The following is a 26,768-nucleotide window of genomic DNA, read 5'->3' as shown; positions in this document are numbered from 1 at the left end:
TTCCAGCGCATTTCAATTTGTACAATTCAAGCACACTATTTTCTGCTAGTAAACTTGCACAGTACCTATCCTCGTTGCACCCAAAATGAGAATAGCCTCAATTTGAATAACACAAGAAAGTGGAAGCAACCATCTCTGGTTACCTCCACTTTCCATAGTTAAAGTCAGCTCTACTTAGACAGCAACTGGCTCAGCCTGCTTCACGAACTGCAGGCTCGCCGACAGTTTCACGTCTTCGCTCACTACAATAGAGCCAGCCTCCGTCACGCCATTCCAAGTCAGGCCGAAATCCTTGCGGTTGATTTTGCCGGTTACTTCAAAGCCTGCCTTCTGATTGCCATAAAAGTCGCCGGCCTGCCCACCGTATTCCACATCAAACGTTACGGGTTTAGTAACGCCGTGCAGCGTCAGGTCGCCGGTAATTTTGTACTCCCCTTCGCTTTGCTTCTCAAACGAAGTCGAAACGAATGTCAGCTCCGGGTACGTGGCTACGTCGAAGAAATCAGCACTTTTCAAATGCTCGTCGCGCTGGGCTTGGTTGGTATCGATGCTGTCGATTTTGGCCGAGAACCGCACGGTGGCGTTATCGAAAGAGTCACCGTCGGTAGTGGCCGAGCCTTCAAACTGCTTGAATGAGCCGGTTACCGTGGAAATAACCAAGTGCTTCACTTTGAACTGTACTTCGGAGTGCGTGGGGTCGAGAATCCAAGTGGTAGAAGCCATGATGGTAAGTGAGTAGGTGAAAGAAAACACGCTGAAACCAGCGGGTGTGTAACAAGATTGAATCTATGACAAATGTAGCAACATTATTTCAATTAATGTACATACATCAATAAATATTTTTTCTCCTGAATATAAAAACCCGGAAACAGCAAAGCCGAAGCAACTGCTCCGGCTTTACAAATACAGGCAATAGGATATACCGGCTTACAGCAGCACCGTTTCTAATGGAGCGGCAGCAGCTACTTTACCGCTCATTTCGCGCAGGGCGGCGGCAATACCAGCCGCGTCGAAGCCGCACTCTTTGTACAGCTCGTCCTGGGTGCCGTGCTCCACGATGCGGTCAGGAATGCCGAGGCGCTTGACGGGCAGGCTGTAGCCGTGGTCGGCGAGGAACTCCAGCACGGCCGCGCCGAAACCGCCGGGCAGGCAGCCATCTTCCACCGTCACAATAGCCTTGTACTGGCGGGCAATGTGGTGCAGCATTTCCTCATCCAGCGGCTTGCAGAAGCGCATGTCGTAGTGACCGGGGTTGAGGCCTTCGGCGGCGAGCTGCTGGGTAGCTTTCACGGCGTAGTTGCCGATATGGCCGATGCTGAGCACCGCCACGCCTTCGCCCTCGCGCACCACACGGCCCGTGCCTACCGTAATTCTCTTCAGGGGCTTGCGCCACTCCGGCATCACGCCCTCGCCGCGCGGGTAGCGGATGCTGAACGGACCGGCGTTTTCGGGCAGGGTGGCCGTGTACATCAGGTTGCGCAGCTCTTCCTCGTTCATGGGGGCCGAAACCACCATGTTCGGGATGCAGCGCATGTAGGCCAAGTCGTAGCAGCCGTGGTGGGTGGGGCCGTCGGCACCGGCGAAACCGGCACGATCGAGGCAGAATACTACGTGCAGCTTCTGCAGGGCCACGTCGTGCAGCACCTGGTCGTAGGCACGCTGCATGAACGAGGAGTAAATGTTGCAGAACGGCACTAAGCCTTGCGTGGCGAGGCCGGCCGAGAAGGTCACGGCGTGCTGCTCGGCAATACCCACGTCGAAGGCGCGGTCGGGCATGGCCTTCATCATGAGGTTCAGCGAGCAGCCCGAAGGCATAGCCGGCGTCACGCCCATGATTTTGTCATTCTGTTCGGCCAGCTCCACGATGGTGTGCCCGAATACGTCCTGGTACTTGGGCGGCTGGGGTTTCTCGTAAGTTTTGGTGTGGATTTCGCCGGTTACCTTATCAAACAGACCAGGCGCGTGCCACAGCGTCTGGTCCTTCTCGGCCAGTGCGTAGCCTTTGCCCTTCACCGTTACGCAGTGCAGGATTTTGGGGCCCGGAATGCTTTTGAGGTCGGTGAGGATGGTGGTCAGATGCTGCACGTCGTGCCCGTCCACGGGGCCGAAGTAGCGGAAGTTCAGGGCCTCGAACAGGTTGCTTTGCTTGAGCAGGGTGGCCTTCATGGCGGCCTCTACTTTGCGGGCAATCTGCTGGGGGTTGGGGCCGAACTTGCTGAGCTTGCCGAGCACGTTCCACAGCTCGTCGCGCACCTTATTGTAAGTGCGGGAGGTGGTGATGTCGGTGAGGTATTCCTTGAGCGCGCCCACATTGGGGTCGATGCTCATGCAGTTGTCGTTGAGGATAACCAGCAGGTTGGAGTTGGCCACGCCGGCGTGGTTGAGGGCCTCGAAAGCCATACCGGCCGTCATGGCCCCGTCGCCGATTACGGCAATATGCTGGCGGTCGAACTCTTTCTTGTAGTCGGAAGCCACGGCCATGCCCAGCGCCGCCCCGATGCTGGTGCTGCTGTGGCCCACCCCGAAGGCATCGTACTCACTTTCGCTGCGCTTGGGAAAGCCCGACATGCCCTGGTAGCGGCGGTTTGTCGGGAACCGGTCGCGGCGGCCGGTGAGGATTTTGTGGCCGTAGGCCTGGTGTCCCACGTCCCACACCAGCTGGTCGTAGGGCGTGTTGAACACATAATGCAGGGCCACCGACAGTTCCACTACGCCCAGCGAGGCGCCAAAGTGGCCTCCGTAGATCGAAACCGAATCGATAATGAACTGACGAAGCTCCTGACTTACCTGCACCAGTTGGTCCGGGCTGAGCTTTTTCAGGTCGGCAGGTGAGTTTATAGCTGCCAGCAATTCACCGGGTTCGACGATCATAAAATGGAAGGAGGCAAGTGGGAATAAGTAGCGGGGCAACAGATGAATAGCCCAAAAGGTTAGGACTATCTGGGGAAGCTGCGCGCGCCTTAGAGCAAAGGTACGATTTTTCCTTCCGGTCGGTTGGAACGGCACAGCCCCGATAATATGCCATTTTCGGGCCGTTTACGGCAGTTTGAGCAGGATCCAACGACGAAGCACTGTTGGGATTTACGGCACCCGTATCGCCGTTTTCGGGCGTATGTAGCCGCTGTACCAATCTGGTACCCGCTGTTCTGGCCTGCCAGAAAATGTACCTTTGTCTCCTCACCCGCCTCCCGCCCATGCTCCAGCCTGCCCCCGTCGACGAACAAGCTCAGGACCAGCAACTACTCGACCGGCTCCGGCCTTCGCGCATCATTCTGCCGGTTCTGATTGGGTTGAGCGTGGTGGGCTTTATGTTCTGGCGCAGCTACAAGCCCGGCGACCTGGCTCCTCTGGCCAATGCAAAGCCCTTGTGGCTGCTCTTGATGCTGGTGGTGCTGCTGGCCCGCGACGCCGGCTACGTGTACCGGATCCGGTACCTGACGGAGGAAGTACTAAGCTGGCGGGCTTCGCTGGACGTGATTATGCTCTGGGAGTTTTCGTCGTGTGTGCTGCCTTCGGCCGTGGGCGGCACGGCGGTAGCGCCAGTATTGCTGCACAAAGAAGGTATCCCGCTGGGCAAATCGGTAGCCTACATCATGGCTACGGCCATGCTCGACAACCTGTATTACGTGCTGGCCGTGCCGCTGGTGGTACTCATTGGGGGCGACGCGTTGTACCCGCACGAAGCGCTGCAGGGCGGCCTGATTGCTACGCTACGTATCGGCTTCATCCTGAGCTACGTATTCGTGACGGTATATGCCGGCCTGATGTTGTATGCTATTTTCATCAATCCCCGGTCTGTGAAACGGCTGCTGATTCGCCTATTTTCTATGCGGGGGCTGCGGCGGTGGCGTGGCAAAGCGTATAAGCTCGGCAACGAGCTGATTCTGGCCTCGGTACAGCTGCGTGGCAATGGCCTGGCCTATTGGCTACGGGCCTCCCTCAGCACGGCTTTCGTCTGGACGGCGCGCTACCTGGTTATCGGCTGCCTGATTGCGGCGTTTATTGACGTATCATGGCCGGAGTTCTGGCTGATTTTTGGGCGGAATCTTACTTACAAGGTTATTCTGCTGATTGCTATTACGCCGGGTGGCGCGGGCATTGCGGAAGGCGCTTTCCCCACGTTCTTCGGCAAGTTCATCGGCACTCCCACCATGACCAATTTCATGGTATTGCTCTACCGCATTGTCACCTATTACCTCTACCTCGTGCTGGGTGCCATCTTCCTTCCACGCTGGATTACGCGCATCTTCGGTAAGCCGGAAGCGGATAAAATCATGTCGTCCTAGCGAATGGAGTAGCAGGTCGCAAACAGGAAAAGCCCTTTCACGCAATGTGAAAGGGCTTTTCCTGTTTGCAGCCTATTGGCAGAGCAGCGTTATTCTTTTTCCAGGCGCAGTTCGGCGCCGGCGCCGCTTTTCAGCGTCAGCTTGTCATCGGTCAGCGTCACGACGTCGAAGGTGTTGCTTTGGGCAGCGCCATCGGGAGTCATGGTGATTTTCTTGCCGGCCTGATCGAAGTCATATTTACCATTCACGGCTCCGGCTGGCGAAGTCATGTTGTACTGGCCATTGGCGAAGAAGGTAATCCGCTCATCCTCCTGAGCGTCGGTCTGCTTTACTTTGTCGCCGGTAGCATCCAGCTCCTTATCGGTTTTCCAGACTTTGCTGGTAGTGCCATACAGCATGTTTACTCCTTCTACTTTGCCTTCCTTGCTTCCGCAGGAAGCCGTGAGGAGCGAAACCAGCACGAGCAGGCTGGCCAGGTAGCGGAACGGATGGGAGAGGGTTTTCATACGATTCTTGATGGTTGGTTGGGAGATATACCTTGCCCACAATATGCTGGCCAGGGCAATGGCTGGCAATAGGGCATTTGCTGGGCTTCTTACGGTAGCTACCTGGAAGTTGTTCAATACTCAGGAATCTGAATATGCACTTTCTGCTTTCATAACTTATTGCTGGCCTTGGCGTAAAAAGCCCTGACCAGCAACCGTTGTGTTTCTCGTCAACGTTTCTCCCTCTCATCCAAAACCAACGCACGACTATGGGACTGTTTGATTTTCTTTCGAATGAAGGCGAAAAGAAGCCGGTTGAGCCCGCCAACAAGCCCGCTGCCGGAGGTGCTACCGACTTTTTCGGCAATGCCAATGCGAATGCTGAGCAAGGCGAAACCTACACCGTAGTAAGCGGCGATTCGCTCTCGAAAATTGCCAAGAACCGCTATGGTGATGCTGCCAAATGGCACCAGATTTACGATGCCAACAAAAGCATCATCGGCTCAAACCCCGACCACATTGAGGTAGGCCAAGTGCTTACAATGCCTAAGCTATAGCATTCTCCTTATCCAGGAAAAATCACAAAAAGCCACTCTTGTTCGAGTGGCTTTTTTAATGCCCAAACTGGCCGAAATTCATTATCCGACATGTACCTAGCAGAGCCTTTGGCAGCCGGTATTTTTAAACAGAGTAATGGCCCATCATCCGCTACCACGTAGCCTCAACCGATTCATCAGCTTATATTATTCTGGCTGAAAGCGAATTACTGGCACGCCATAGAGCGCGCCGCCGAACAGTGCCGGCGAGCGAAATATTTTGCACAGCTATTGCGAATATCAATTTTGCGCCTATACCTTTGCAACACCAACTCGGTACTCCCCCGCTCGCGGCGGGGCAGTTTTCATAGGATTTATACAGAAGCGGCGAGAGAACAGGCTCCCTGACCCGCTGGCAACCTTCGACCGCGCGAAAGGTGCCAATTCCTGCCCGACCGGCTTTTGCTGGCGGGGCATATAACTCGAGTGCCATGGAAAACAACCTCACTTTCGCTCTGTCATACCCTGCCGCCCCGGTTGCCTTGTTGCATGCCGCCTCGCCGCAGGGTTTGCGCATTTCCGTAACCGCCGCTACGGCCAGTGTTTCTGTGCTGCGAATGCGAAAGCGCTGTCTTGGCGCGTGTTGTTGCTGTTGCTAGCCGAATTGCCGGCCCTTTAGCCTTCCCTACCCTTCTGACTTTGCCCGGTTTCGGCTTTGCCGGCCGCCAGTGCTTCTGCAGCTCACAATGTGTTCTGCTTTCTGCTAGCCGATGCTGTGCTGGCCGCTCCCGCTACACGCTGCTGTAGCCTTTTCAGCGCCTTTCGCTTCGCGCTTCCTCCTGCTTCTTTCCTAAACTCAAAGACTATCATGTCTACACCAACCCTTCATTTCGAGACGCTTCAACTCCACGCCGGCCAGCAGCCCGACCCCGTAACTGGTTCGCGGGCCGTGCCTATTCACCAGACTACTTCCTACGTGTTCAGGAATGCAGAGCACGGTGCCAATCTGTTTGCTCTGAAGGAGTTTGGCAACATCTATACCCGTTTGATGAACCCAACGACTGATGTGTTTGAGCAGCGTATTGCGGCGCTGGAGGGAGGTGTAGCCGCATTAGCCGTAGCATCAGGGCAGGCCGCGCAGTTCATTGCCCTCAACAACCTACTGCAGGCCGGCGACAATTTCATCAGCACTACGCACCTGTATGGCGGCACCTACAACCAATTTAAGGTGGCCTTCAAGCGCCTGGGCATCGAGGTGCGTTTCGCTGACGGCGACCGGCCGGAAAGGTTTGAGGCGCTGATTGACGAGAACACCAAAGCGCTTTACCTCGAAACCATCGGCAACCCCAGCTTCAGCGTGCCGGACTTCGAGCGGATTGCGGCCATTGCCAGGAAACACGACCTCCCACTCATCGTCGACAACACGTTTGGAGCGGGCGGCTACCTGTTCCGACCCTTGGAACACGGCGCGCACATCGTGGTAGAATCGGCCACCAAATGGATTGGCGGGCACGGTACCAGCATCGGGGGCGTGATTGTGGACGGTGGCACCTATGACTTTGGCAACGGTAAGTTTACGCAGTTTACGGAGCCGAGCGAGGGATACCACGGGCTGGTATTCAATGACGTTTTCGGCAAAGGCGGGCCGTTCGGCAACATTGCTTTCATCATCCGGGCCCGGGTGGAGGGCCTGCGCGACTTTGGTCCTTCGCAGAGCCCGTTCAATTCCTTTCTGCTGCTGCAGGGCCTCGAAACGCTGAGCCTGCGCGTGGAGCGTACCGTGGAAAACACACTGCGCCTGGCTACCTGGCTGGAACAGCATCCGCAGGTGGAAGCCGTGAACTATCCAGGTCTGAAGAGCAGCCCCTATTACGGGCTGGCCCAGAAATACCTGACCCGCGGCGCGGGCGGCGTACTCACCTTCGCCATCAGAGGCAGCAAGGATACAGCGACCCGCTTCATCGACAACCTGAAGCTGGTGAGCCACTTGGCCAACGTCGGTGATGCAAAAACGCTTATCATCCAGCCCTCGGCTACTACGCACCAGCAGCTTTCAGAAGCCGAGCAGCGCGCCGCCGGCGTTACGCCAACGTTGCTGCGTTTGTCAGTGGGCATTGAGCACTTCGAAGATATTCGCGCCGATCTGGCGCAAGCGTTCGAGGCCGTGCGCCATGCCGCTCCCCAACAATCTGAGGCTGCAGGCAGCACGCTGCTGCCCGAGCCGCAACCCGAACATGCCGCTACGCTGGAGGTCTAGAGAGAGGGGTAAAGTCCGGCCGTTTTGAGAGGGCGGCCGGCTTCACCTCCAGCCATACGGTATGCGGGCAGGGCGCTGCTTTTTTTGTGAGAGAGGGAAACAGCGCTACCTGCCCGCCCATAGCCGGGGCTGAGCTGGCAACAGCTGGCTCAGCCTGCGGGCTATGATAGTAACACTATGTGCTGGAGCACGGCTTCAGCTGCATTTCGGAACGGGTGTCCGTTTCAATTTCCTTTGATGAGTTATGAGTAACGAACCGCACCTTTTCCGGCTGCCGCGTGCTTTGCGGCTGGAAAGTGGCGCTGTGCTGCCGCAGGTGGATATTGCCTATCACACCTACGGCCGCCTTAAGCCGGCCCGCGACAACGTAGTGTGGGTATGCCACGCCCTGACCGCCAACGCCAGCGTGCCGGACTGGTGGCCCGGCCTGTTCGGAGCAGGCTGCTATTTCGACCCCGCCGACTGGTTTATTGTCTGCGCCAATGTGGTGGGCTCCTGCTACGGCAGCACCGGGCCGCTTTCCGTGGATGAAACAACTGGTCTGGCAGCTTATCAGGCGTTTCCGCTTCTCACCGTCCGCGACCTGGTGGCGGTGCACGAGGCGCTGCGGGAGCATTTGGCGCTCCACCAGATCCATACCCTGATTGGCGGCTCATTGGGTGGCCAGCAGGCCGTGGAATGGGCAGTGCAACGCCCGGCCCTGTTTGAAAACCTGATATTGCTGGCCACCAATGCGCGGCATTCGGCCTGGGGCATAGCCTTCAACGAAGCGCAGCGGCTGGCCATTCTCGCCGACCCAACCTACGCCACGGCTACCCCCGGTGGTGGCGCGGCCGGCCTGCGGGCGGCCCGGGCCATGGCGCTGCTCAGCTACCGCAGCTACGATGCGTACCAGCGCAGCCAGACCGAGCCCAACGACGAAGCCTTGGACGACTACCGGGCCAGCTCCTACCAGCGCTACCAGGGCGACAAGCTGGTAGCGCGCTTCAATGCCTATTCCTACGTGGCGCTTTCCCGAACGATGGACTCGCACCATGTGGGGCGCGGCCGCAACGGCATTCGGGCGGCGCTGGAGCGGATTCGGGCCCGGACGCTGGTGATTGGCATTACCTCGGATGTGCTGTTTCCGCCAGCGGAGCAACAGTTGCTGGCGCGCTATATCCAGGGAGCTATGTACGCCGAAATGGATTCCCCTTTTGGCCACGACGGATTCCTGCTTGAAACCGCGCAAATCACGCATCTACTCGAACGATTCTACGTCCAGACCTATGTTCACTGACTTTGTGCCCTTTGCCGGGCTGCCGGGCACTTCGGCCCAGCCAGGCTATCTGTTTCATTTTGCAGAGGAAGCCACCGCTATTGACAAGGCTTTTGCGGCCAGCCAGGGGAAGCATATTAGGCAGGTGAGCAGCCTGCAGCGCTTACCCAACGGCCAAGTAGTGCAACTGTCACTTCCTCAAATGGTCGGTTCCTATACCGCGCTAAACGCTGAAACAGCGGTACCGGAATCCGATTTCAGCACAGGCTTCGTCGGCTTTCCTGATGCCGACCTGCTGTGCGACCTGGAGCTGGAAATTTACCTGCGCACCGAGGAAGAGCGGATTATCGACCTGCTTGATTTCAGCGAAATTTCGGAGGAAGCCGATGAAGACGGGTACATGGTAGGGTATGTGGCCCTGGCCCACCTTATCCGGCACCGCGCCACACTACAGAAATACGGTGTGTTTTTGCTGCGCACCGGTCCGCTACGAGCTGTCAGTGCCGCAACGCAGCAAGTGCTGGCGGCCTCTGCCGCTTAATTACAGCTCCTACTCTACCCAACCAAAGGCCAGCAGCGGCGCGAAACCCCGGATTTTGGGATTTCGCGCCGCTGCTTCTTTCCTATTAAAAACGTGCGGCCCCACTATTCGAACAGCAGCCGGATAGTGGGTAGTTGTTCGCCGCGCAGCAGGTAGGTTCCGGCTTTCAGCTCTTCGCGCAGCAGCAGCTGGTTGGCTTGCTGCCAGCGGAAGCGGCGCACCACCCGGCCCGTAGCATCCAGCAGCTCTACATCCTGTGGCCGGAAAACCACCCCGGGCGGCACCGCCAACCGGATTTCGCTGGAAGCCGGCACCGGGTACGCGCTGGTTACTTGGCCGACTGACCTGGTTCCTGATGCGGTGCTCAGGACTGTACCTGGCTGCCGCAGCAAGGGGCGCAGAAAGTCCCGGATAGTCCGAAATGTGGTATCGGCGTACGCTAGGCCATTGGCACTGGTGCTTTCGAAAGGAATATGGCCGGCCCCGCGCAGCGTACGCAGGGTGTTGGGCACTCCTACAGCCGTAGCACGCGGGTTAAGCAGGCCGCTTCCCACCACGTACTTGGGCGGTAGCGAGGAGCCTACGCGCCCTTTGAAGTATGGTACCACATTGTCGGCTGTGCCGTGCACGCTGCACAGGGGCGGGTTGCCGGGCTCGATGTAGCTGACGCTTTCGGTGGCGCCGCTCAGGTTGAGCACAGCCAGCACCGCGCTGCTGTAGCCGGGGTTGCCGCTCTGCCCCTCAATGCCGCCCAGGCTGGCAAGCCCCACGTAGCCCGGAACTTCCGAAACCTTGTCCAGGTAGCCGACCTGCAGGGCAATAAAGCCGCCGGCCGAGGAGCCACCTACCACAATGTAGCGCGGGTTTGTCCGGTAGACACGCGTGGTAGCTGCGTCCTGCCGGAAAAAGCGCACGGCGGCCCGCATGTCCTGCATGCCCCGGATGGAAGCCTTGGCAATATTGACGGTATCGAACGGAAAGAACAGCAGCCGGTAGTCGATGCTGGCCGTGACGTAGCCGAGGCGGGCAAACCGGGTGCATACGTCCACCATGTACGCATCGGTGCGGCTGCCCGTCACGAAGCCACCCTGATGGGCAAAAATGATAACCGGCCGGCGGCTCACGGTGTCGCCAGTGGGCTGGTAAATGTCCATGGCCAGCGGCTGCGCAGTGCCCAGAAAGTTGATGGCCGAGCCGTACACCACGCCGCTCGTAACCGTTACGTTCGAGAAAACGGGCTGGTAGTAGCGGCCCCGGGTAGTATCAATCTGGGCCGAAGCCGCCACCTGCAGACCCAGCCAGGCAAGTAGCACGAGTAGGAGTTTCTTCATGACCGACGGCTAGCTTTATAAGAAGTTACACCTTCTCAGGACGTGGAAATGCGGGGCAGGGTTCCGTAAGTTTACGGCTTCTACCGTACCGGTTTTCCTTATGTCTGCTATTGCTCCCGTTCCGCTCCGCTCCGGCGACCAGGTGGCCATTGTTTGCCCGGCCCGCTCCGCTTCGCACGAAGAGCTGGGCGCTGCTGTAGCCGTGCTCGAAAGCTGGGGGCTACGCGTCGTGCTCGGCGACAGTACCAATATCCGCCACCACCAGTTTGGCGGCGAGGACGACATGCGCCACCGCGACTTCCAGCAGCAGCTCGATAATCCGGAAATACGGGCCATTCTGAGTGCGCGGGGCGGCTACGGCACCACCCGCATCATCGACCAGCTTGACTTCTCGCGCTTCGCCGACAACCCCAAATGGATAGCCGGCTTCTCCGACATCACGACACTCAACTGCCATCTGCTACGGCTGGGCTACCAAAGCATCCATGGCGTAATGCCGCTGCTCTTCAATCAGGCGGGAGGAGAAGACTCACTCGAAACCCTGCGCCGGGCGCTGTTTGGCGAAAATATACTCTATGCAGTGCCCGCGCACCCGCTCAACCGCCCGGGCATGGCGGCCGGCGAGCTGGTGGGCGGCAACCTTAGTCTGCTCCAGACACTCACCGGCACGCAGTCGGATGTGTCTACGGCCGGGCGCATTCTGTTTCTGGAGGACATTGATGAGTACCTGTATGCCATCGACCGAATGATGGTACACTTGGACCGCACCAATAAGCTGCGCGACCTGGCAGGCCTTATAGTAGGGCATTTCACCAATCCGCAGGACAACACCGTGCCTTACGGCCAAACGCCCAACGAAATCATTCAGCACTACGCCGACAAATACCGCTTTCCGGTGGCGCATGGCTTCCCGGTAGGCCACGAACCGCAGAATATGGCCCTTGTCTGCGGCCGCAAAGCCCGCCTGACGATAAGCCAGGACGGCACGCAGCTGGAGTACCTTTAACTTTTCTTCCGATGGCTATTTCGATTCGACGGGTAGGACTGCCCGAAGCGCTGCCTTTCTTGCCGGAGCTGGTTGGGCTGCTGCAGGATTCCGTGGACAACGGCGCCTCGGTGGGGTTTCTGCCGCCGCTGGCGGCTGCCGAAGCCACGCATTTCTGGCAGCAGGTGCTGGACGCCGTGCAGGCCGACCACCGCATTCTGTTGCTGGCCACCGATGAGACGCAGGTGCTGGGCTCCGTACAGCTCGACCTGGTAGAGAAGCCCAACGGCCGCCACCGCGCCGAAGTCATGAAGCTGCTGGTGCACTCCCGGGCGCGCCGCCAGGGTCTCGGCCGCCAACTGATGCAGGCCCTCGAAGAGCAGGCCCGCCAGCACCAGCGCAGCACCTTGGTACTGGACACGCTGCAGGGCGAGCCATCCGAGCTTCTGTACCAAAGCCTGGGCTACGTAGCAGTTGGGGCCATTCCGCGCTTCGCCCGCGTGGGCAGCGGCGCACTGGAGCCAACGGTCATCTACTACAAGCTGCTGGAAGGCTGAGCAACAGCCGCAGCTTAGTTGCGGGGCCGCTGCTGCCGCAGAAAGTTCAGCACAGTTTCGTTGAAAAGGGGGCCGTTTTCCTGGGGCGCGTAATGCGTCAGGTTAGGCAGGATAATCACCTGTCCCTGCGGAATATGTTGAGCAATCAGGCGGGTGTGGGCTTCTTTGATGATGTCCTTTTCGCCGGCCAGCACCAGCACCGGGGCCGTAATGGCACGAAGCTGGTCGGGCTTCATCTGCGGGTATTTCAGAAGCATGGTAGTCAGCCGATGGCCCAGGTTCCACTCCTTTTTAAATGGCCCCAACAACGTGAGCAGTAGCTGGTCTTGCCGCACCTGGTGCAGCATAGACGCCACCACTGCCGTCGTATCGGAATACAGGTTGGCGCCCATCGTGACGAGCGTGCGCACCTGCTGCGGATAGCGCAGAGCCATGCTCAGGCCAGTATTGCCCCCGTCGCTCCAGCCCACGATGTGCGCGGCCGGAATGCGGAGCGTGTCGAGCAGCGCGTGCATGTCGTCGGCAAACAGGTCGTAGGTGAGCGGACCTTTGGTGCTGCCCGACTGGCCCTGGTCGCGCGTGTCCACGGCAATTACCTGATATTCCTGCGCCAATGCCCCAATCTGGCTCTGGAAGCTACTGATGGATTCGCCGTTGCCATGGAGCAGCAAAAGCGGCTCCCCCGCGCCATAGGTTTCGTAGTACAACCGGGCGCCATTCACGGTAGCGTAGCGGCCCGCCCGCAGATTGTGGCCATAGCGCACAATGTCGTGCCCGTCTATCTGTAGAAACCGGTTGCCGGTGCTGTCCGTGGCCAGCTGCCGGGTGAAGCCCACCACGGGCCAGTTGTGTTGCCAGCCCGCTGGCAGCCCCACTCCGGAAATAGGAGCAGCTTCCTCAAAACTGCTGTTGCGGAGCGGCACTGGCTCCCACTGGCCCCGCCCGCGGGCTACTTCCAGCCGAAAATCATCGAACCCGAAGCGCCCATTCAGGTAGTAGCCCGCGAAAATGGTCAGTGAATCCGCTTCCTTATCGAGAGTACCCGTGATGGTATAGGTGCGCCATTCGTTGGCAACGGCCTTTTGCGGCAGATACGAGAAGGAACCACTGCGGCGACGCGTTTTCATCACCGAGGCCGCTAACCACGCGTCAGCTTTGCCGGAAGTGTCTGATGCTACTTTGATGCGGGCCGACACGCGGTAGGGCAGGCCGGCATACGGGCGCACGCTCACTTTTTGCAGAAACCCATCTACCACGGCAATCCGCGGCGCAGGCTGCGCCAGAGCGGCCAGGGGCAGAATCAGGCACACTACAGCCAGGCATATTTTCTTCGAAATCACGCGTAAAAAAGGATAGAGAGGTGAATAGTAACTGTATTAAAAAAAAGCCCCGGCACTTCACGCAGCCGAGGCTTTTCTTTGCTTGCAACCGGATTCTACTCGCCGTAAATCGTCTGGAGCACCGTTTGGCCTACTGCCTTCAGCGTGCGTTTGTCGATGACGCTCATGTTGTCTTGGGTGGTGTGGTGGTAGGCGGGAAAGTAGTCGTCGCCGACGGGCAGATGGTCGATGATATCGATGGTGCGCACACCAGCCTGGTTCGTGAAGACGTGGTCATCGGTGATGCCCGGCGAATCCTGGAACAGAAAGTAATCGGAGTAGCCAATCTGGGCGGCAATGTTCCAAACCTTGTCTACTACGTCGCGGGCACTCTGGCGCGAGAGGTCCTCACGGCTGAATTTGCCGTTTTTCGCACCTACCATATCCAGCAGAATGCCATATTCGGGCTTGTAGTTGGCGGGCAGCATGTTCTTGGACCAATACTGCGAGCCCAGGCACCAGCTGGAGCCACCCGACGATTCCAGACCAGCCAGTCGGTTTTTCAGCTCGCCCTGGGTGCTCGAATCATAGCCATAGTCCTCCGAGTCGAACAGGATGAAGTCGACGCCGACGGCCGGTGTGAGGCTATCGGGCTGAGCGGCCAGAATCCGGGCCATTTCCAACGCAATACCTACACCGCTGGCGCCATCGGAAGCACCGTCCAGGGGCGCATTTTTGTTCTTTTCATCCTTGTCGGCAAACGGGCGCGTGTCCCAATGCGCGAAAATGGTGACGCGGCGGGCAGCCTGGGGCTGGAACTGCGCGATGATGTTGCGCGACTTCAGCATCTTGCCATCAAACGCCATAGCCTCAAACGGCTGCTCACGCACCGTCAGTCCGTAAGCTTTGAACCTGCTGATAATCCAGTCACCGGTCTTGACGTGGGCGGCCGTATTAGGCACGCGCGGCCCAAATGCCACCTGCTTTGCCACGAAGGCGTACGCCGAATCGGGGTTGAAAACGGGCGCCACCGGTAGCTTGGCCGGCGTTTCTGTTTCGGTGGTGGTTTTCTTGTCGGGGCAGCCGGTGAGCACCAGCAGAGAGGCCAAGGCCAGAGGCGCGAGACGGAAAAGTTTCATGTAGATAGGTTCTGAACGTCATGCAGCGCATGTTGCGCTTGGAGTAAGAACGAAGCATCTCGCCTACTGATATTGAGTTACTAACCTGACGTCAGCCGGCGAGATGCTACGCTCTGGTGACGTTCTTTTACAACCTGGTTACTCTTCGCTGTAGGCCCAGTCGATGCCGGCTTTGGTATCCTTCACCACGATACCCTGCGCCTTGAGGGCCGCCCGAATCTGGTCTACTTTGTCGTAGGCTTTGGTGGCTTTGGCTTCCTGGTAGAACTCCAGCGTGAGGCTGAGCAGGTCTTCGGCGCTGGCGCGGGGCTCATCCACGAGGCCCAGCACATCCTGCACCAGCGCCCGGTAAGCCTCGGTAGCATCCTGCACAGCGGCGGCACTCACGGTAGCCAGCGTGGCGGGGTTGGCCTGGAAACCGTTGAGCTTGCGCAGCAGATTGAACAGGCTGGCAATGGCGCGGGCCGTGTTCAAGTCGTCGTTCAGGCCCACAAAGCAGTCGGCTACCAGCTTGCGCAGTTCGTCGTCACCGGCCATGGTATCAGGAGCCTTGCCTTCGGCCACCGGAGCCACCGTGCGCGCTTTTATTACTTCCGAAGAGAGACTGGCTTCGCGCAGCTTATCGAGCAGGCGCAGGCCGTTCATCAGCTTGCGGTAGCCTTTGCGGGCCGCCTGCAGGCCTTCATCGGTGATGTCTACGGTGCTACGGTAGTGCGCCTGCAACAGGAAGAAGCGGGCCGTCATGGGCGAGTATGCCTGCGCCAGCGTGGTATTGGTGCCGTCGAACAGCTGACTAATGGTAATAAAGTTGCCGAGCGACTTGCTCATCTTGGCCCCGTTCACCGTTATCATGTTGTTGTGCATCCACACCTGCGCCTCGTTGGTGGGGTGGTCGCACGCTTGGCTTTGGGCTATTTCGCACTCGTGGTGCGGAAACATGAGGTCGAGGCCGCCGCCATGAATGTCGAACTCGGCACCCAGGTACTTGCGGCTCATGGCCGAGCACTCCAGATGCCAGCCCGGAAACCCGTCGCTCCATGGCGAGTTCCAGCGCATGAGGTGGCGCTCATCGGCTTTTTTCCAGAGGGCAAAATCCAGCGGGCTGCGCTTTTCGTCCTGCCCGGCCAGGTTGTCGCGGGAGCCGGCCAGCAGCTCTTCTACCACGCGGTTAGAGAGCTTGCCGTAGCCGCGCCCGGCGGCATTGTAGGCCGGCACATCAAAATACACCGACCCATTGGCCTCGTAACCAAAGCCGTTGCTGATGATCTGCTGAATCATCTCAATCTGCTCGATGATATGACCGCTGGCCCGGGGCGTGATATCGGGCGGCAGGCAGCCCAGAGCTTCCATATGGCCCTGGTAGAGGTTGGCAAATTGCTCGGCCACCTGCATGGGCTCCAGTTTCTGCGCCTTGGCGCGTTTGCTGATTTTGTCCTCCCCCTCATCGGCATCCCCTTCGAGGTGGCCGACATCGGTGATGTTGCGCACGTAGCGGACGGTATAGCCGAGGTAGCGCAGGTAGCGCGTCAGCACATCGAACACTACCGGGCCGCGGGCATTGCCTACATGAGCCTCGCTGTACACAGTCGGTCCGCAGAGATAAACGCCTACGAAAGGTGCGTGCAGGGGTTCGAAGGGAGCTTTGCGGCGGGTAAGCGTATTGTAAAGCGAAAGTGGGTGCTGCATGGCCGCAAAGGTATCAAATAGAAGCATCACGAATGGGAGCCGGCCGTGAGGATACGTAGCTTCACCCGCCAGGGTGTTTCGGTTCGTGTCGCGCCCGCTTGGCAACGTAGCATCTACCGTCATTAGCGGGTCCAACGCCCCGTCATCGCCGCCTAGAAAGCCCGAAGGCGCTTTACTTACCGGCTTTTGCCTTTCGGATCAGCCGATACGTGGCCAGAGTGGGAAAGTGGTCGGAGTAGGGAATTTCGTAGTGCACCCAGAAGTCGTCTACCTGCCACTGAGGCCCGGCAAACTGATTGTCGATGCGCACAAAAGGCAGGCGGCCGTTGTAGGTGCTGCCGACGCCATTGCCGACACTGGCCCAGGCGTTCTGGAAACGGTCGGCGAGCTGGTCGTAGCTATAGCTGTAGGGCAGGTCGTTGAGGTCGGCGCAGAGTAGCAGCGGGTACGGGCTGGCCTCGAAGCGGCGGATAAGGGTATCCATCTGCCAGCTGCGCGCCACCATCCCGCGCTTGAAGCGGCGCATCAGACCCAGGCCCTTCTTCTTCAGCCCCGACTTGCTGGAGTAGCTGTCCACGATGTCCTGCTCATCCATGCTCATGCTCTGCAGATGGAAGTTGAACACCCGGATAGTATCGCCGGTGGGCAGATGCAGGTCGGCCCACATGGCGTGGTTCTGGGTGAGCTTGCCGAAACTCACGGTGCCCCGGTGCACAATAGGATAGCGCGAGAAGATGGCCATGCCGAATTCGGACCCGGCGCCGTTGGTGAGTGTCCGGGAGAGGAAGCTTTGCCGCCCGCTCTGCTCCCCGATGCGCTCCACGGAGTTGAACACGTTCTTCTCTTTGCTGGTAGAGGTGCGCGGCTCGTTGTAGAATTCCTGCAGGCAAAGCACTTCGGCCGGGCTGTCGGCGAGCCACTGAATCATCTTTTTGGAGGATGCCAATTCCTTGTCGCGTAGCTGCGGATATACGTTGAAGATGCGCACGTTGGAGCTGAGCACCCGCACGCGCGGCCCGGTGGCGCTGTCGGCCGCGGCGGAAGGCAGCGGCGCAATGCGCAACGGATGCACGGCCAGCCCGCGCTGGAAGTGCGGCCACGTCAGCACCGCCACCAGCAGCGGCAGCGCTGCCACCCGCCAGTTGCGCAGCAGCCAGTAGAACACGGCCAGCAGGTTCAGGCCAAGCGCCACGGGCAGCGTGAGAGCCCCAAACGCAGCCGGCCAGAAGGTATAGGCAGGCACCTGCACGCAGGCAATGGCAATCAGGAGCCAGCCAATAATAAGTAAGGTGCAGGTGAAAGCAAACGAACGACGCACGGCAGAAGCAACCCGGCCCACAGACCGGCGGTGATGTGCAAAGGTAAGCGGAAGCCGGCTAGGCGCCGGGCCCGATTTTTGCGCGCGGATCAAGACCAGTTTTCGTTGTACTTTTAGCTTCTCTGTTTACGATTTATCTATGTTTCTTTCTACTGTACGCTTCTTTTACGCTGGCTTTCTGCTGGCTACCATCCCTGCCGCATCCGGACTGGCCAGCCCTGTAAAATCTGGTGCCGTGGCACCCGAAACAGCCTCGTTGGAGTTTGTCGAAAACAAAGGCCAGTGGGATGGCCCGGCGCGCTATGCGGCGGCCCTGCCGAGCGGCCGCCTGTTCCTGACTTCGGCGGGCTTCACCTACAGCTTCCTCGACCCGAAAGCGCTGGGCCGGCATGCCCGCAAGGGCAAGGGCGAGACGGGAGCGGCTCCCAAACCCGCCAACCCCGACGAGCTGCGCGGCCATGCCTACACCGTCACGTTTGAGGGCGCCAACCCCGCCCCCGCTATGGCCGGCGAAGAAGGCACCCCGGCTCCTTACAATTATTTCCGGGGCAAAGACCCCAAGCGCTGGGCCAGCAATGCCCGCGGCTTCCGGCGCCTGCGCTACACCAACCTGTATCCCGGCATTGGGGCCGTGCTCTACGAAAACGCCGCTCAGAAGCTCGAGTACGACTTTGAGGTAGCGCCCGGCAGCAAGCCGGCCGTTATTCGGATGCGTTACACTGGCCTGGACAAGCTCAGCCTTACCCCGGACGGCAGCCTGCTGGCTCAGACTTCCGTGGGGAACGTGACCGAGCAGGCTCCCAAGGCGTGGCAGGAAATCAATGGCCGGCGGGTGGCCGTGCCGTGCGCCTTCGAACTGCAGGGCACTACCGTGAGCTTCCGGCTGGGCAAGTACGACCGGCGCCGCCCCCTCACCATCGACCCCACAGTCATCTTTTCTTCCTTCACCGGCTCTCAGGCCGATAACTGGGGATTTACGGCCACCTACGACGCGCAGGGCAACATGTATTCAGGCGGGGCCGTCTTCGATAATGGCTTCCCTATTTCGCCCGGCGCGTTCCGCACTACCTTCAGCGGGGGCACCGATGTGGGCATCATCAAGTACAACACGGCGGTGAATGGCTCTGCCGCCCGCCTCTATGCCACCTATGTGGGTGGCAACAGCGCGGAGGTACCGCACAGCATGGTCGTCAATCCGCAGGGCGAGCTGGTGATACTGGGCTCTACCGGCTCCAACAACTTTCCTGTGACTGCCGGCGCATACGACATTACCCACAACGGCGGACCGCAAATCAACCCCGATAATGATTATGAGCCGCTCAAATATCACAATGGAGCGGACCTGTTCATTGCCAAACTCTCGGCCAACGGTACGACCCTACTGGGAAGCACTTATGTGGGCGGCTCTGGCACCGATGGAGTGGTTTCGGTTTTTACGGCTGGCGGCACCGTCGACGGATTGCCTGGCTCGCCCGTCGTCAACTACGGCGACCAGTTTCGGGGGGATGTCACGACGGATGGCGACGGCAATATTTATGTAGCCTCCGTTACAAGCAGCCCCAACTTCCCTACTCCCAACGGCTACCGCACCAGCTTTCAGGGCGGCGCCTTCGATGCGGTAGTGCTGAAACTCTCGGCAGACGTACGCAGCCTGCTCTGGTCTACCTACCTAGGCGGAGCCAGTTCTGATGCGGCTTACTCGCTGCAGGTAGATGCCACGCGCGGCGTGTATGTGGCTGGTGGCACCCTGAGCACTAACTTTCCAGCCACCACCGGCACTGTGCAGCCCACGTTCAGGGGCGTGCTGGACGGCTTCATTACGCACCTGAGCAGCACCGGCTCTTCCGTGTTACAGTCCTCGTACATCGGCACTATTGCCTACGACCAAGTTTTCTTCGTGCAGCTGGATGCCGCCAGCAACGTATATCTGCTGGGCCAGACGCAGGGCAGTATTCCCATCAGCCCGGGTCTCTATGGGGCACCGAATGGCCGGCAATTCATTCAGAAGCTCGACCCCACCCTCAGCAGCACGCTCTACAGTACCCGCTTTGGTAGTGGCAGCACCCTCTTCCCCGACATTTCTCTCTCCGCTTTCCTCGTCGATGACTGTGAGCGGATCTATATCAGCGGCTGGGGCGGTAGGGTCAATGATCCGGGAGTCGATGATCCTACCATTCCGCGAAATTTCAGCTCCACGCTGGGGCTTCCCGTCACGGCCAACGCCATTCAGGCCAATACCGACGGCTCTGACTTCTACCTGGCGCAGTTTCGGCCCGGCATGACGGCCCTGGAGTACGCCACGTTCTATGGGGAGCAGGGCGGCCGCGGCGAGCATGTGGACGGCGGCACGTCGCGCTTCGACAAGAAAGGGGTGATTTATCAGGCGGTATGCGGCGGCTGCGGCGGCACATCTGCCTTCCCGATACCACCGGGCGCCAATACCTACTCGGCTACCAACCGGGCTGGCAACTGCAACAACGCCGCGTTTAAAATCGACTTCGGCATTATCGTGGCCGACCCAGGCCCGAGCCGCTACGTATGCGTCAATAGTGCTCCGCTGGCCCTGACCGGCTCACCAGCCGGGGGCACCTGGACCGGGCCGGGCGTTACGGCCATTCCGGGCGGCGGCTACCAGTTCACGCCGGTTCCGGCCCGTCTGGGGGTCAACGTTCTCACTTACTCGGTGGCGTCTACCGGTACCTGCGTCAGTACCCGTCCGCTGAAAATCACGGTTACACCAGAGCGGCCTGTCACCATCACCCCTGTTCCACCGAAGTGCATTACGTCGGGTAGTGTGAACATGGTGGCTACTCCGGCCGGCGGCACGTTCAGCGGGCCGGGCATGTCGGGCAGTGTTTTCAACCCGGCCACCGCCGGCATTGGCACACACACTCTCACCTACTCCGTTTCTGATACGCTAGGCTGCGGCGTAGGCACCCAGACGGTAGTCGTCAGCCAGTTGCCGCAGGTGCAGGCCGGCCCCGACACCACGCTCTGCGCCGACCAGACCAACCCGTTTCAGCTGCGTGGCATGAGTCCGGCCGGCGGCACCTGGAGCGGCACCGGCGTCACCCCGAACGGGCTTTTCACTCCGCCCAATACCAACAACCGGGGTGGCATTTTCTCGCTCACCTACAACTATACCTCCAACGGCTGCACCAACTCCGATACGCGCACCGTGTTGCTGGCGCCTACTTCCGCTGCCAATGTAGCGTTGAACCTGCCGGAATGCGCGGCCTCGCCCCGTTATACCGGCCTCGCCCCGTTTACCTGCCAGTTTGAGCCCATATTGCCCGGCGGCACCTACGACTGGGATTTTGGCGACGGTTCGCCGCACTCTACCGAAATCAGTCCGTCTCACTTGTATGAGAACAGCGGCACGTATAACGTGCGGCTCGTGGCCCGCTATGCCGGCTGCGTAGTAGAAACGGCCTTCGCGCCGGTCGTGGTAGGCGACGTACTGGTCCCCAACATCATCACCCCCAACGGCGACTCGCTCAACGATTCCTTCAAGCCGCGCTTTAGCTGCAAGCCAACCCGCCTGCAGGTGTTCAACCGCTGGGGCACCCTGGTATTCGAAAGCAAGGAGTATCACAACAACTGGGGCGGACAGGGCCTTCCCAACGGCATCTACTACTACCTGCTACGCGACACGGATAACCGGCGTGCCAAAGGCTGGGTGGAGATAACCCGGTAGGTACTAAAGGCCCAGCAGCAGGCTGGCGCTTGCTTTCGGCGGTTTCTTGCCGTATATTTGCGCAGTATTCGGATTGTGAAGAGGGGACGTAGCGTCCCCTCTTTCTTTTATCACCCGGTTCAAGTCCAGATGAATTTCGATCAAAACCTCATTGCGGAGATGCTTCAGGATAGCCTTGCCGGCTTCGATCTGTTCGTGGTAGACCTGAGCGTATCCGATGCTATCCGGCCCAAAATCACCGTCACCCTCGACAGTGAGCAGGGCCTGGGCATTGATGAGTGTGCCAAAGTGAGCCGTCGGCTTGCCAAGCGCATTGATGAGCACTACGGCGAAGATGCCACCTACTCGCTCGAAGTTACCTCACCCGGTGCCGACCAGCCGCTGACCGACCCGCGCCAGTACACCCGGCACGTAGGCCGCACCTTCAGCCTGAAGCTGCAGGACGGCACTGAGAAAACCGGCACGCTGGAAGCTACCGAAGCCGAAGGCATCCAGCTGGCCGAAGTGGTGAAGGACAAAAACAAAAAAAAGACGCTCCCCGCCATCCTGGTGCCATTCACCGACATTCAGGAAGCCCGAATCGTCATTTCGTTTAAATAGAATGATTGCTCGTTAGAAATTGTTGAGTAATGTTGAGCACTACTGCCCTGGCAGTTTAGCACTCAATTCCATCCAGCAATTCTGGCCAGTAACACCCAATAACCAACAATTTAAATCAGATGAACAGCAACGTCCTGATTGAATCGTTTGCCGAATTCGCCCGGAGCAAAAACATCGACCGTCCCACGATGATGAGCATCCTGGAAGATGTGTTCCGCACGATGATTCGCAAAAAGTACACCGATGACGCCAACTTCGACGTCATCCTCAACGTGGACAAGGGCGACCTGGAAATCTACCGCAACCGTGAGATTGTGGATGACGACTCGGAGGACATCTGGGACCACGACAAAATTCCGCTGGCCGAAGCACAGAAGATCGAGCCCGATTTTGAGGTAGGCGAACAGGTTACGGAAGAGGTAAAGCTGGAAGACTTTGGCCGTCGCGCCGTGCTTATGGCCCGTCAGACGCTGATTCAGCGCGTGAAGGACCTGGAGCGCGACCACCTCTACCAGACCTATAAAGATCAGGTGGGCGAAATCATTGCCGGCGAAGTGTATCAGGTATGGAGCCGTGAGGCTCTCATTCTCGACAAGGACGAGAATGAACTGGTACTGCCCAAAGGCGAGCAGATTCCGAAAGACCGCTACCGCAAAGGCGACTCCGTGCGCGCCGTAGTACACAAGGTGGAAATCATCAACGGTACGCCCAAGATCATTCTGTCGCGGGCTGCGCCAGCCTTCCTAGAGCGTCTGTTCGAGCAGGAAGTACCCGAAATCTACGATGGCCTCATCACCATCAAGAACATTGTGCGCGAGCCGGGCGAGCGGGCCAAAGTAGCCGTAGAAAGCTACGATGACCGCATTGACCCGGTAGGCGCCTGCGTTGGTATGAAAGGCTCCCGTATTCACGCCGTAGTGCGTGAGCTGGAGAACGAGAACATCGACGTGATTAACTATACCGACAATCTGGAGCTTTATATTGCACGGGCCCTGTCGCCGGCCAAGCTCACGTCGATGAAGATAAACGAACAAACCGGCCGGGTTTCAGTGTTCCTGAAGCCAGACCAGGTTTCGCTGGCCATCGGCCGGGGCGGCGCCAACATCAAGCTGGCCAGCCGCCTCGTCGGTATGGAAATCGACGTATTCCGGGATGCCGGCGACTACGAAGAAGACATTGCCCTCGACGAATTCTCGGATGAGATGGAGTCTTGGATTATTGACGAGCTCAAGAAAATCGGCCTCGATACGGGCCGGTCGGTATTAGCTGTGAGCAAAGAAGATATTGTGCGCCGCACGGAGCTGGAAGAAGAGACTGTAGAAGATGTTTTCCGCATCATCCGCAACGAATTTGAAGGCGAAGAAGAGAGCACCGACGAAGCAGAAACCTCCACTGCCAGCGACAACGCGCAATGAGCGCGCGGGCTTCGGCCCGGCAAAGGCGTTAGATTGAGCCAGCCGGCTTGATTTAACACCGGCTGGCTCCATTTAAAATAGTACCTTTGCACCAAGATAAGAGTATCGTTCGCGAGCATAGAATGGCGGAAGCAGCAACCAAACGGCTTAGTCAGGCAGCCAAAGACCTGAACGTTGGGATGAACACTATCGTGGAAACCCTGACGAAAAAGGGATTTCCGGTAGAAAACAAGCCTACAACCAAGCTGACTTCCGAGCAGGTAGCGTTGTTGGACAAGGAATTTGCGTCTTCAGCTCAAGACAAGCTGGAAGCCGCCAAGCTCAGCCAGGCCAAGCGCCAGAGCGAGCTGGAGGCAGCTTCGCATGCCCGTCCGGCAGAGCCTGCAGCCCCGAAAGCCCCGGCTCCCAAACCAGCCGAAGTCCCGGCTCCGGCCCCGACGCCCGCACCAGTTGCTCAGGCAGCTCCAACTCCTCCGGCGCCTGCCCCCGCACCCGCCCCAGAAGCTCCCAAAGCTCCAGGTCTTAAAGTGCTGGGCAAAATTGAGCTTGATGCCAAAGGACGCCCGGTGCCTCCCAAAGCAACTCCGGCTGCTGCTCCCTCTTCTGCTCCGGCAGCAGAACAGACACCTAAGCCAACTCCCGCTCCAGTAGCAGAAGTAAAACCGGCTCCAGCACCGGAAGCGGCTCCTCCTGCTCCTGCTCCTGCTCCTGCTCCTGCGCCAGTGGCTCCTGTAGCTGCTGCTCCAGAGCCCAAACCGGCTCCGGTTGCGCCCACGCCAGCTCCAGTAGCTCAAAAGCCAACCCCAACTCCGACTCCGGAAGTTGCGCCGACATCTGCGGCGCCGGTTACTGATGCGCCAGCTACGGCACCTGTTGCCGATGCTGCGGGCGAAGAAGCCGGTACTATCGTGGCCAAAGCCGACCAGCTGAAAGGCCTGACGGTACTGGGCAAGATTGAGCTGCCGATGGATTCGTCGCGGCGTGGAGGCCGTGGGGCGCGCCCCGTTGCCTCTTCCGACGTGCGCAAAAGCGGCTTGGCGGCCGACAAGAAAAAACGTCAGCGTTTGCCTGGCCCAGGTGGCACCACGCAGCCGGGCTCAGCCAACCAGGGCACTCAGCAAGGCAGCGGCTACCAGGGCAACCGTCCGGTTACTCCGGCTGGTCAGCGCCCGGGTGGTCCCGGCCAGCGTCCCGGCGGCCCCGGTCAGCGCCCCGGTGGTCCTGGCCAGCGCACACAACCCACTGTTCCGCTCACGCCTGAGCAGAACGACAAGCAGATTCAGGAGCAGATCAAGGCTACGCTGGCCAAGCTCAGCGGCGGCCGTGGTGGCAACAATAACAACCGCGCTAAATACCGCCGCGACAAGCGGGCTGGTGTAGCCGAGGACCGGGAAGCCCAGCGCGCTCAGAACGAGCTGGACGCCAAAACGCTCAAAGTAACCGAGTTCATCTCCGCCAATGACTTGGCTTCACTGATGGACGTTTCGGTGAACGAGATTATCAAGGTCTGCCTGAACATGGGCATGTTCGTGTCCATCAACCAGCGCCTCGATGCCGAAGCCATTACCGTCATTGCCGACGAGTTTGGCTACGATGTGGAATTCCTGTCCGCTGAGGAAGAGGATACCGTTATCGAAATCACCGACAGCGAGGAAGAACTGCAGCCGCGTGCACCTGTGGTAACCATCATGGGCCACGTCGACCACGGTAAGACGTCTTTGCTTGACTACATCCGTAGCGCTACGGTAGCCAAAGGCGAAGCCGGCGGTATCACGCAGCACATCGGTGCCTATGATGTGATGACCAAATCGGGCAAGCGCGTAACCTTCCTGGATACGCCGGGTCACGAAGCGTTTACCGCTATGCGTGCCCGTGGTGCCAAGGTGACGGACATTGCCATCATTGTGGTAGCTGCCGACGACTCGGTGATGCCGCAGACGAAGGAAGCCATCAACCACGCGCAAGCCGCTGGTGTTCCGATTGTAATTGCCCTCAACAAGATTGATAAGCCCGGTGCCAACCCCGACAAAGTCCGCGAGGAGTTGTCGGTTATTAACATCCTGGTGGAAGAATGGGGCGGCAAATACCAGAGCCAGGAAGTTTCGGCTAAGACCGGCCTGGGCATCGACGACCTGCTGGAGAAAGTCCTGCTGGAAGCCGAGATTCTGGAACTGAAAGCCAATCCAGACCGCAACGCCATAGGTAGCGTTATTGAAGCCTCGCTGGACAAAGGTCGTGGCTACGTAACCACCATTCTGGTACAGACGGGCACCATGAAAGTGGGCGACATCGTGCTGGCGGGCCCACACTACGGCCGCGTGAAGGCCATGACGGACCACCGCGGTAAGAAGATGAAGCAGGCTGGTCCCTCTACTCCGGTGCAGGTACTGGGTCTGACCGGCGCACCGCAGGCCGGCGACAAGATTCAGGTGATGGAGTCGGAGCGCGAAGCCCGCGAACTGGCCACGCAGCGTCAGCAGCTGGCCCGCGAGCAGAGCATGCGTACCAAGAAGCACATCACGCTGGACGAAATTGGTCGCCGCCTGGCTATCGGTTCGTTCAAGGAGCTCAACGTCATCGTGAAAGGCGACGTGGATGGCTCGGTGGAAGCACTGGCCGACTCGCTGCTGAAACTGAGCACGCCGGAAGTGGCCGTGAACATTCTCAGCAAGAGCGTGGGTGCCATCTCCGAGTCCGACGTATTGCTGGCTTCCGCTTCGGATGCCATCATCATCGGCTTCCAGGTTCGTCCTTCGCAGAGTGCCCGCAAGCTGGCTGAGCAGGAGCAGATTGACATCCGCCTCTACTCTATCATCTACAACGCCATCAACGAGGTGAAGGATGCTATGGAAGGCATGCTGGCCCCGACGGTGAAGGAAGTAGTAGTAGCCAACGCCGAAGTTCGCCAGGTATTCAACATCACCAAAGTAGGCACCATCGGTGGCTGTATGGTGACGGACGGTACCTTCACCCGCAAAACCAAAGTGCGCCTCGTGCGCGATGGTATCGTGGTGTACGCCGGCGACATTCAGGACCTCAAGCGCTACAAAGACGACGTGTCGGAAGTGCGCCAGGGCTACGAGTGCGGTATCTCTATCAAAGGCTTCAATGACCTGCGCGAAGGCGACAACATTGAGGGCTTCGAAGAACAGGAAATCAAACGGACGCTCTAAGTGTAACCCGTTTCGATAGGTACAACGCCCCCTACTGCTTTGGCAGTAGGGGGCGTTTGCGTTTGGACGTGGCTGTCACATCATTATGCTATTGACCTCGGGGAGGCAGAAAGGTAGTTTTGTATCAGTTCATGATTGGATTGAACAACCGCCTGTCACTCAGGCCTTGATGTAGACGCATAGCT

At 59.0% G+C, this 26,768-nt stretch carries 19 protein-coding genes and 1 riboswitch; of the genes, 11 read left to right on the top strand and 8 right to left on the bottom strand.

Features of this window, described 5'->3' with window-relative positions; translation table 11 throughout:
* Nucleotides 1-174 precede the first annotated feature (174 nt).
* Entirely contained in the window at nucleotides 175-723 is a 549-nt protein-coding gene (locus tag IC231_RS02760) for a YceI family protein (RefSeq protein ID WP_190783079.1), read from the bottom strand.
* A gap of 204 nt (nucleotides 724-927) precedes the next feature.
* Entirely contained in the window at nucleotides 928-2,871 is a 1,944-nt protein-coding gene (dxs, locus tag IC231_RS02755) for a 1-deoxy-D-xylulose-5-phosphate synthase (protein ID WP_190783078.1), read from the bottom strand.
* 323 nt (nucleotides 2,872-3,194) lie between these two features.
* Between dxs and IC231_RS02750 the strand changes: the two genes are divergently transcribed.
* Nucleotides 3,195-4,286 (top strand): lysylphosphatidylglycerol synthase transmembrane domain-containing protein, encoded by a 1,092-nt coding sequence (locus IC231_RS02750; RefSeq protein ID WP_190783077.1) that lies wholly within the window; start codon nucleotides 3,195-3,197, stop codon nucleotides 4,284-4,286.
* Between the two features lie 89 nt (nucleotides 4,287-4,375).
* Here IC231_RS02750 and IC231_RS02745 read toward each other — a convergent pair whose 3' ends face one another.
* Nucleotides 4,376-4,792, bottom strand: coding sequence for a lipocalin family protein (locus tag IC231_RS02745; RefSeq protein WP_190783076.1), 417 nt, complete (start codon nucleotides 4,790-4,792; stop codon nucleotides 4,376-4,378).
* Nucleotides 4,793-5,040: 248 nt separating this feature from the next.
* Between IC231_RS02745 and IC231_RS02740 the strand changes: the two genes are divergently transcribed.
* The 4 genes from IC231_RS02740 to IC231_RS02725 all read left to right on the top strand — a co-directional run bounded on the left by IC231_RS02740 (nucleotide 5,041) and on the right by IC231_RS02725 (nucleotide 9,363).
* A complete protein-coding gene (locus IC231_RS02740; protein WP_190783075.1) occupies nucleotides 5,041-5,328 on the top strand; it encodes a LysM peptidoglycan-binding domain-containing protein in 288 nt (95 codons plus the stop codon).
* 350 nt (nucleotides 5,329-5,678) lie between these two features.
* Nucleotides 5,679-5,791, top strand: a riboswitch (SAM riboswitch).
* 384 nt (nucleotides 5,792-6,175) lie between these two features.
* Nucleotides 6,176-7,564, top strand: a complete 1,389-nt coding sequence (locus IC231_RS02735) for an O-acetylhomoserine aminocarboxypropyltransferase/cysteine synthase family protein (RefSeq protein WP_190783074.1) — start codon at nucleotides 6,176-6,178, stop codon at nucleotides 7,562-7,564.
* Between the two features lie 244 nt (nucleotides 7,565-7,808).
* Nucleotides 7,809-8,843 carry a homoserine O-acetyltransferase family protein gene (locus IC231_RS02730; RefSeq protein WP_190783073.1) on the top strand — a complete coding sequence of 345 codons (1,035 nt, stop codon included), beginning with the start codon at nucleotides 7,809-7,811 and terminating at the stop codon, nucleotides 8,841-8,843.
* Nucleotides 8,833-9,363, top strand: coding sequence for a hypothetical protein (locus IC231_RS02725; protein ID WP_190783072.1), 531 nt, complete (start codon nucleotides 8,833-8,835; stop codon nucleotides 9,361-9,363). Before IC231_RS02730 ends, IC231_RS02725 begins: the two co-directional genes overlap by 11 nt.
* Before the next feature lie 104 nt (nucleotides 9,364-9,467).
* Here the strand turns inward: IC231_RS02725 and IC231_RS02720 are convergent, their stop codons facing one another.
* Nucleotides 9,468-10,694: an alpha/beta hydrolase gene (locus tag IC231_RS02720; protein WP_190783071.1), complete on the bottom strand. Its 1,227-nt coding sequence runs from the start codon at nucleotides 10,692-10,694 to the stop codon at nucleotides 9,468-9,470.
* Nucleotides 10,695-10,794: 100 nt separating this feature from the next.
* Between IC231_RS02720 and IC231_RS02715 the strand changes: the two genes are divergently transcribed.
* Nucleotides 10,795-11,700, top strand: a complete 906-nt coding sequence (locus IC231_RS02715) for a S66 peptidase family protein (RefSeq protein WP_190783070.1) — start codon at nucleotides 10,795-10,797, stop codon at nucleotides 11,698-11,700.
* An 11-nt stretch (nucleotides 11,701-11,711) separates the two neighbouring features.
* On the top strand, nucleotides 11,712-12,236 hold the full coding sequence (locus IC231_RS02710) for a GNAT family N-acetyltransferase (RefSeq protein ID WP_190783069.1): 525 nt from the start codon (nucleotides 11,712-11,714) through the stop codon (nucleotides 12,234-12,236).
* A 14-nt stretch (nucleotides 12,237-12,250) separates the two neighbouring features.
* Here the strand turns inward: IC231_RS02710 and IC231_RS02705 are convergent, their stop codons facing one another.
* From IC231_RS02705 to IC231_RS02690, 4 genes are all read right to left on the bottom strand, one after another.
* Nucleotides 12,251-13,576 carry an alpha/beta fold hydrolase gene (locus IC231_RS02705; RefSeq protein WP_190783068.1) on the bottom strand — a complete coding sequence of 442 codons (1,326 nt, stop codon included), beginning with the start codon at nucleotides 13,574-13,576 and terminating at the stop codon, nucleotides 12,251-12,253.
* A 95-nt stretch (nucleotides 13,577-13,671) separates the two neighbouring features.
* Nucleotides 13,672-14,694 (bottom strand): M28 family peptidase, encoded by a 1,023-nt coding sequence (locus tag IC231_RS02700; protein WP_190783067.1) that lies wholly within the window; start codon nucleotides 14,692-14,694, stop codon nucleotides 13,672-13,674.
* Between the two features lie 138 nt (nucleotides 14,695-14,832).
* On the bottom strand, nucleotides 14,833-16,380 hold the full coding sequence (gene cysS, locus IC231_RS02695; protein WP_190783066.1) for a cysteine--tRNA ligase: 1,548 nt from the start codon (nucleotides 16,378-16,380) through the stop codon (nucleotides 14,833-14,835).
* A gap of 172 nt (nucleotides 16,381-16,552) precedes the next feature.
* On the bottom strand, nucleotides 16,553-17,698 hold the full coding sequence (locus tag IC231_RS02690; protein WP_190783065.1) for an endonuclease/exonuclease/phosphatase family protein: 1,146 nt from the start codon (nucleotides 17,696-17,698) through the stop codon (nucleotides 16,553-16,555).
* 139 nt (nucleotides 17,699-17,837) lie between these two features.
* Between IC231_RS02690 and IC231_RS02685 the strand changes: the two genes are divergently transcribed.
* From IC231_RS02685 to infB, 4 genes are all read left to right on the top strand, one after another.
* Complete coding sequence (locus IC231_RS02685; protein WP_190783064.1) at nucleotides 17,838-21,395, top strand: DUF7948 domain-containing protein; 3,558 nt, start codon at nucleotides 17,838-17,840, stop codon at nucleotides 21,393-21,395.
* A 129-nt stretch (nucleotides 21,396-21,524) separates the two neighbouring features.
* Nucleotides 21,525-21,995 carry a ribosome maturation factor RimP gene (locus tag IC231_RS02680; RefSeq protein ID WP_211538822.1) on the top strand — a complete coding sequence of 157 codons (471 nt, stop codon included), beginning with the start codon at nucleotides 21,525-21,527 and terminating at the stop codon, nucleotides 21,993-21,995.
* A gap of 119 nt (nucleotides 21,996-22,114) precedes the next feature.
* A complete protein-coding gene (nusA, locus tag IC231_RS02675; protein ID WP_190783063.1) occupies nucleotides 22,115-23,410 on the top strand; it encodes a transcription termination factor NusA in 1,296 nt (431 codons plus the stop codon).
* 122 nt (nucleotides 23,411-23,532) lie between these two features.
* Nucleotides 23,533-26,583: a translation initiation factor IF-2 gene (infB, locus tag IC231_RS02670; protein WP_190783062.1), complete on the top strand. Its 3,051-nt coding sequence runs from the start codon at nucleotides 23,533-23,535 to the stop codon at nucleotides 26,581-26,583.
* The last annotated feature ends 185 nt before the right edge of the window (nucleotides 26,584-26,768 follow it).

The organism is Hymenobacter duratus, assembly GCF_014698995.1.
GTDB classification, from domain to species: domain Bacteria; phylum Bacteroidota; class Bacteroidia; order Cytophagales; family Hymenobacteraceae; genus Hymenobacter; species Hymenobacter duratus.
The sequence above is the reverse complement of the archived record's forward strand: the minus strand, read 5'-3'. Positions and strand labels throughout refer to the sequence as shown.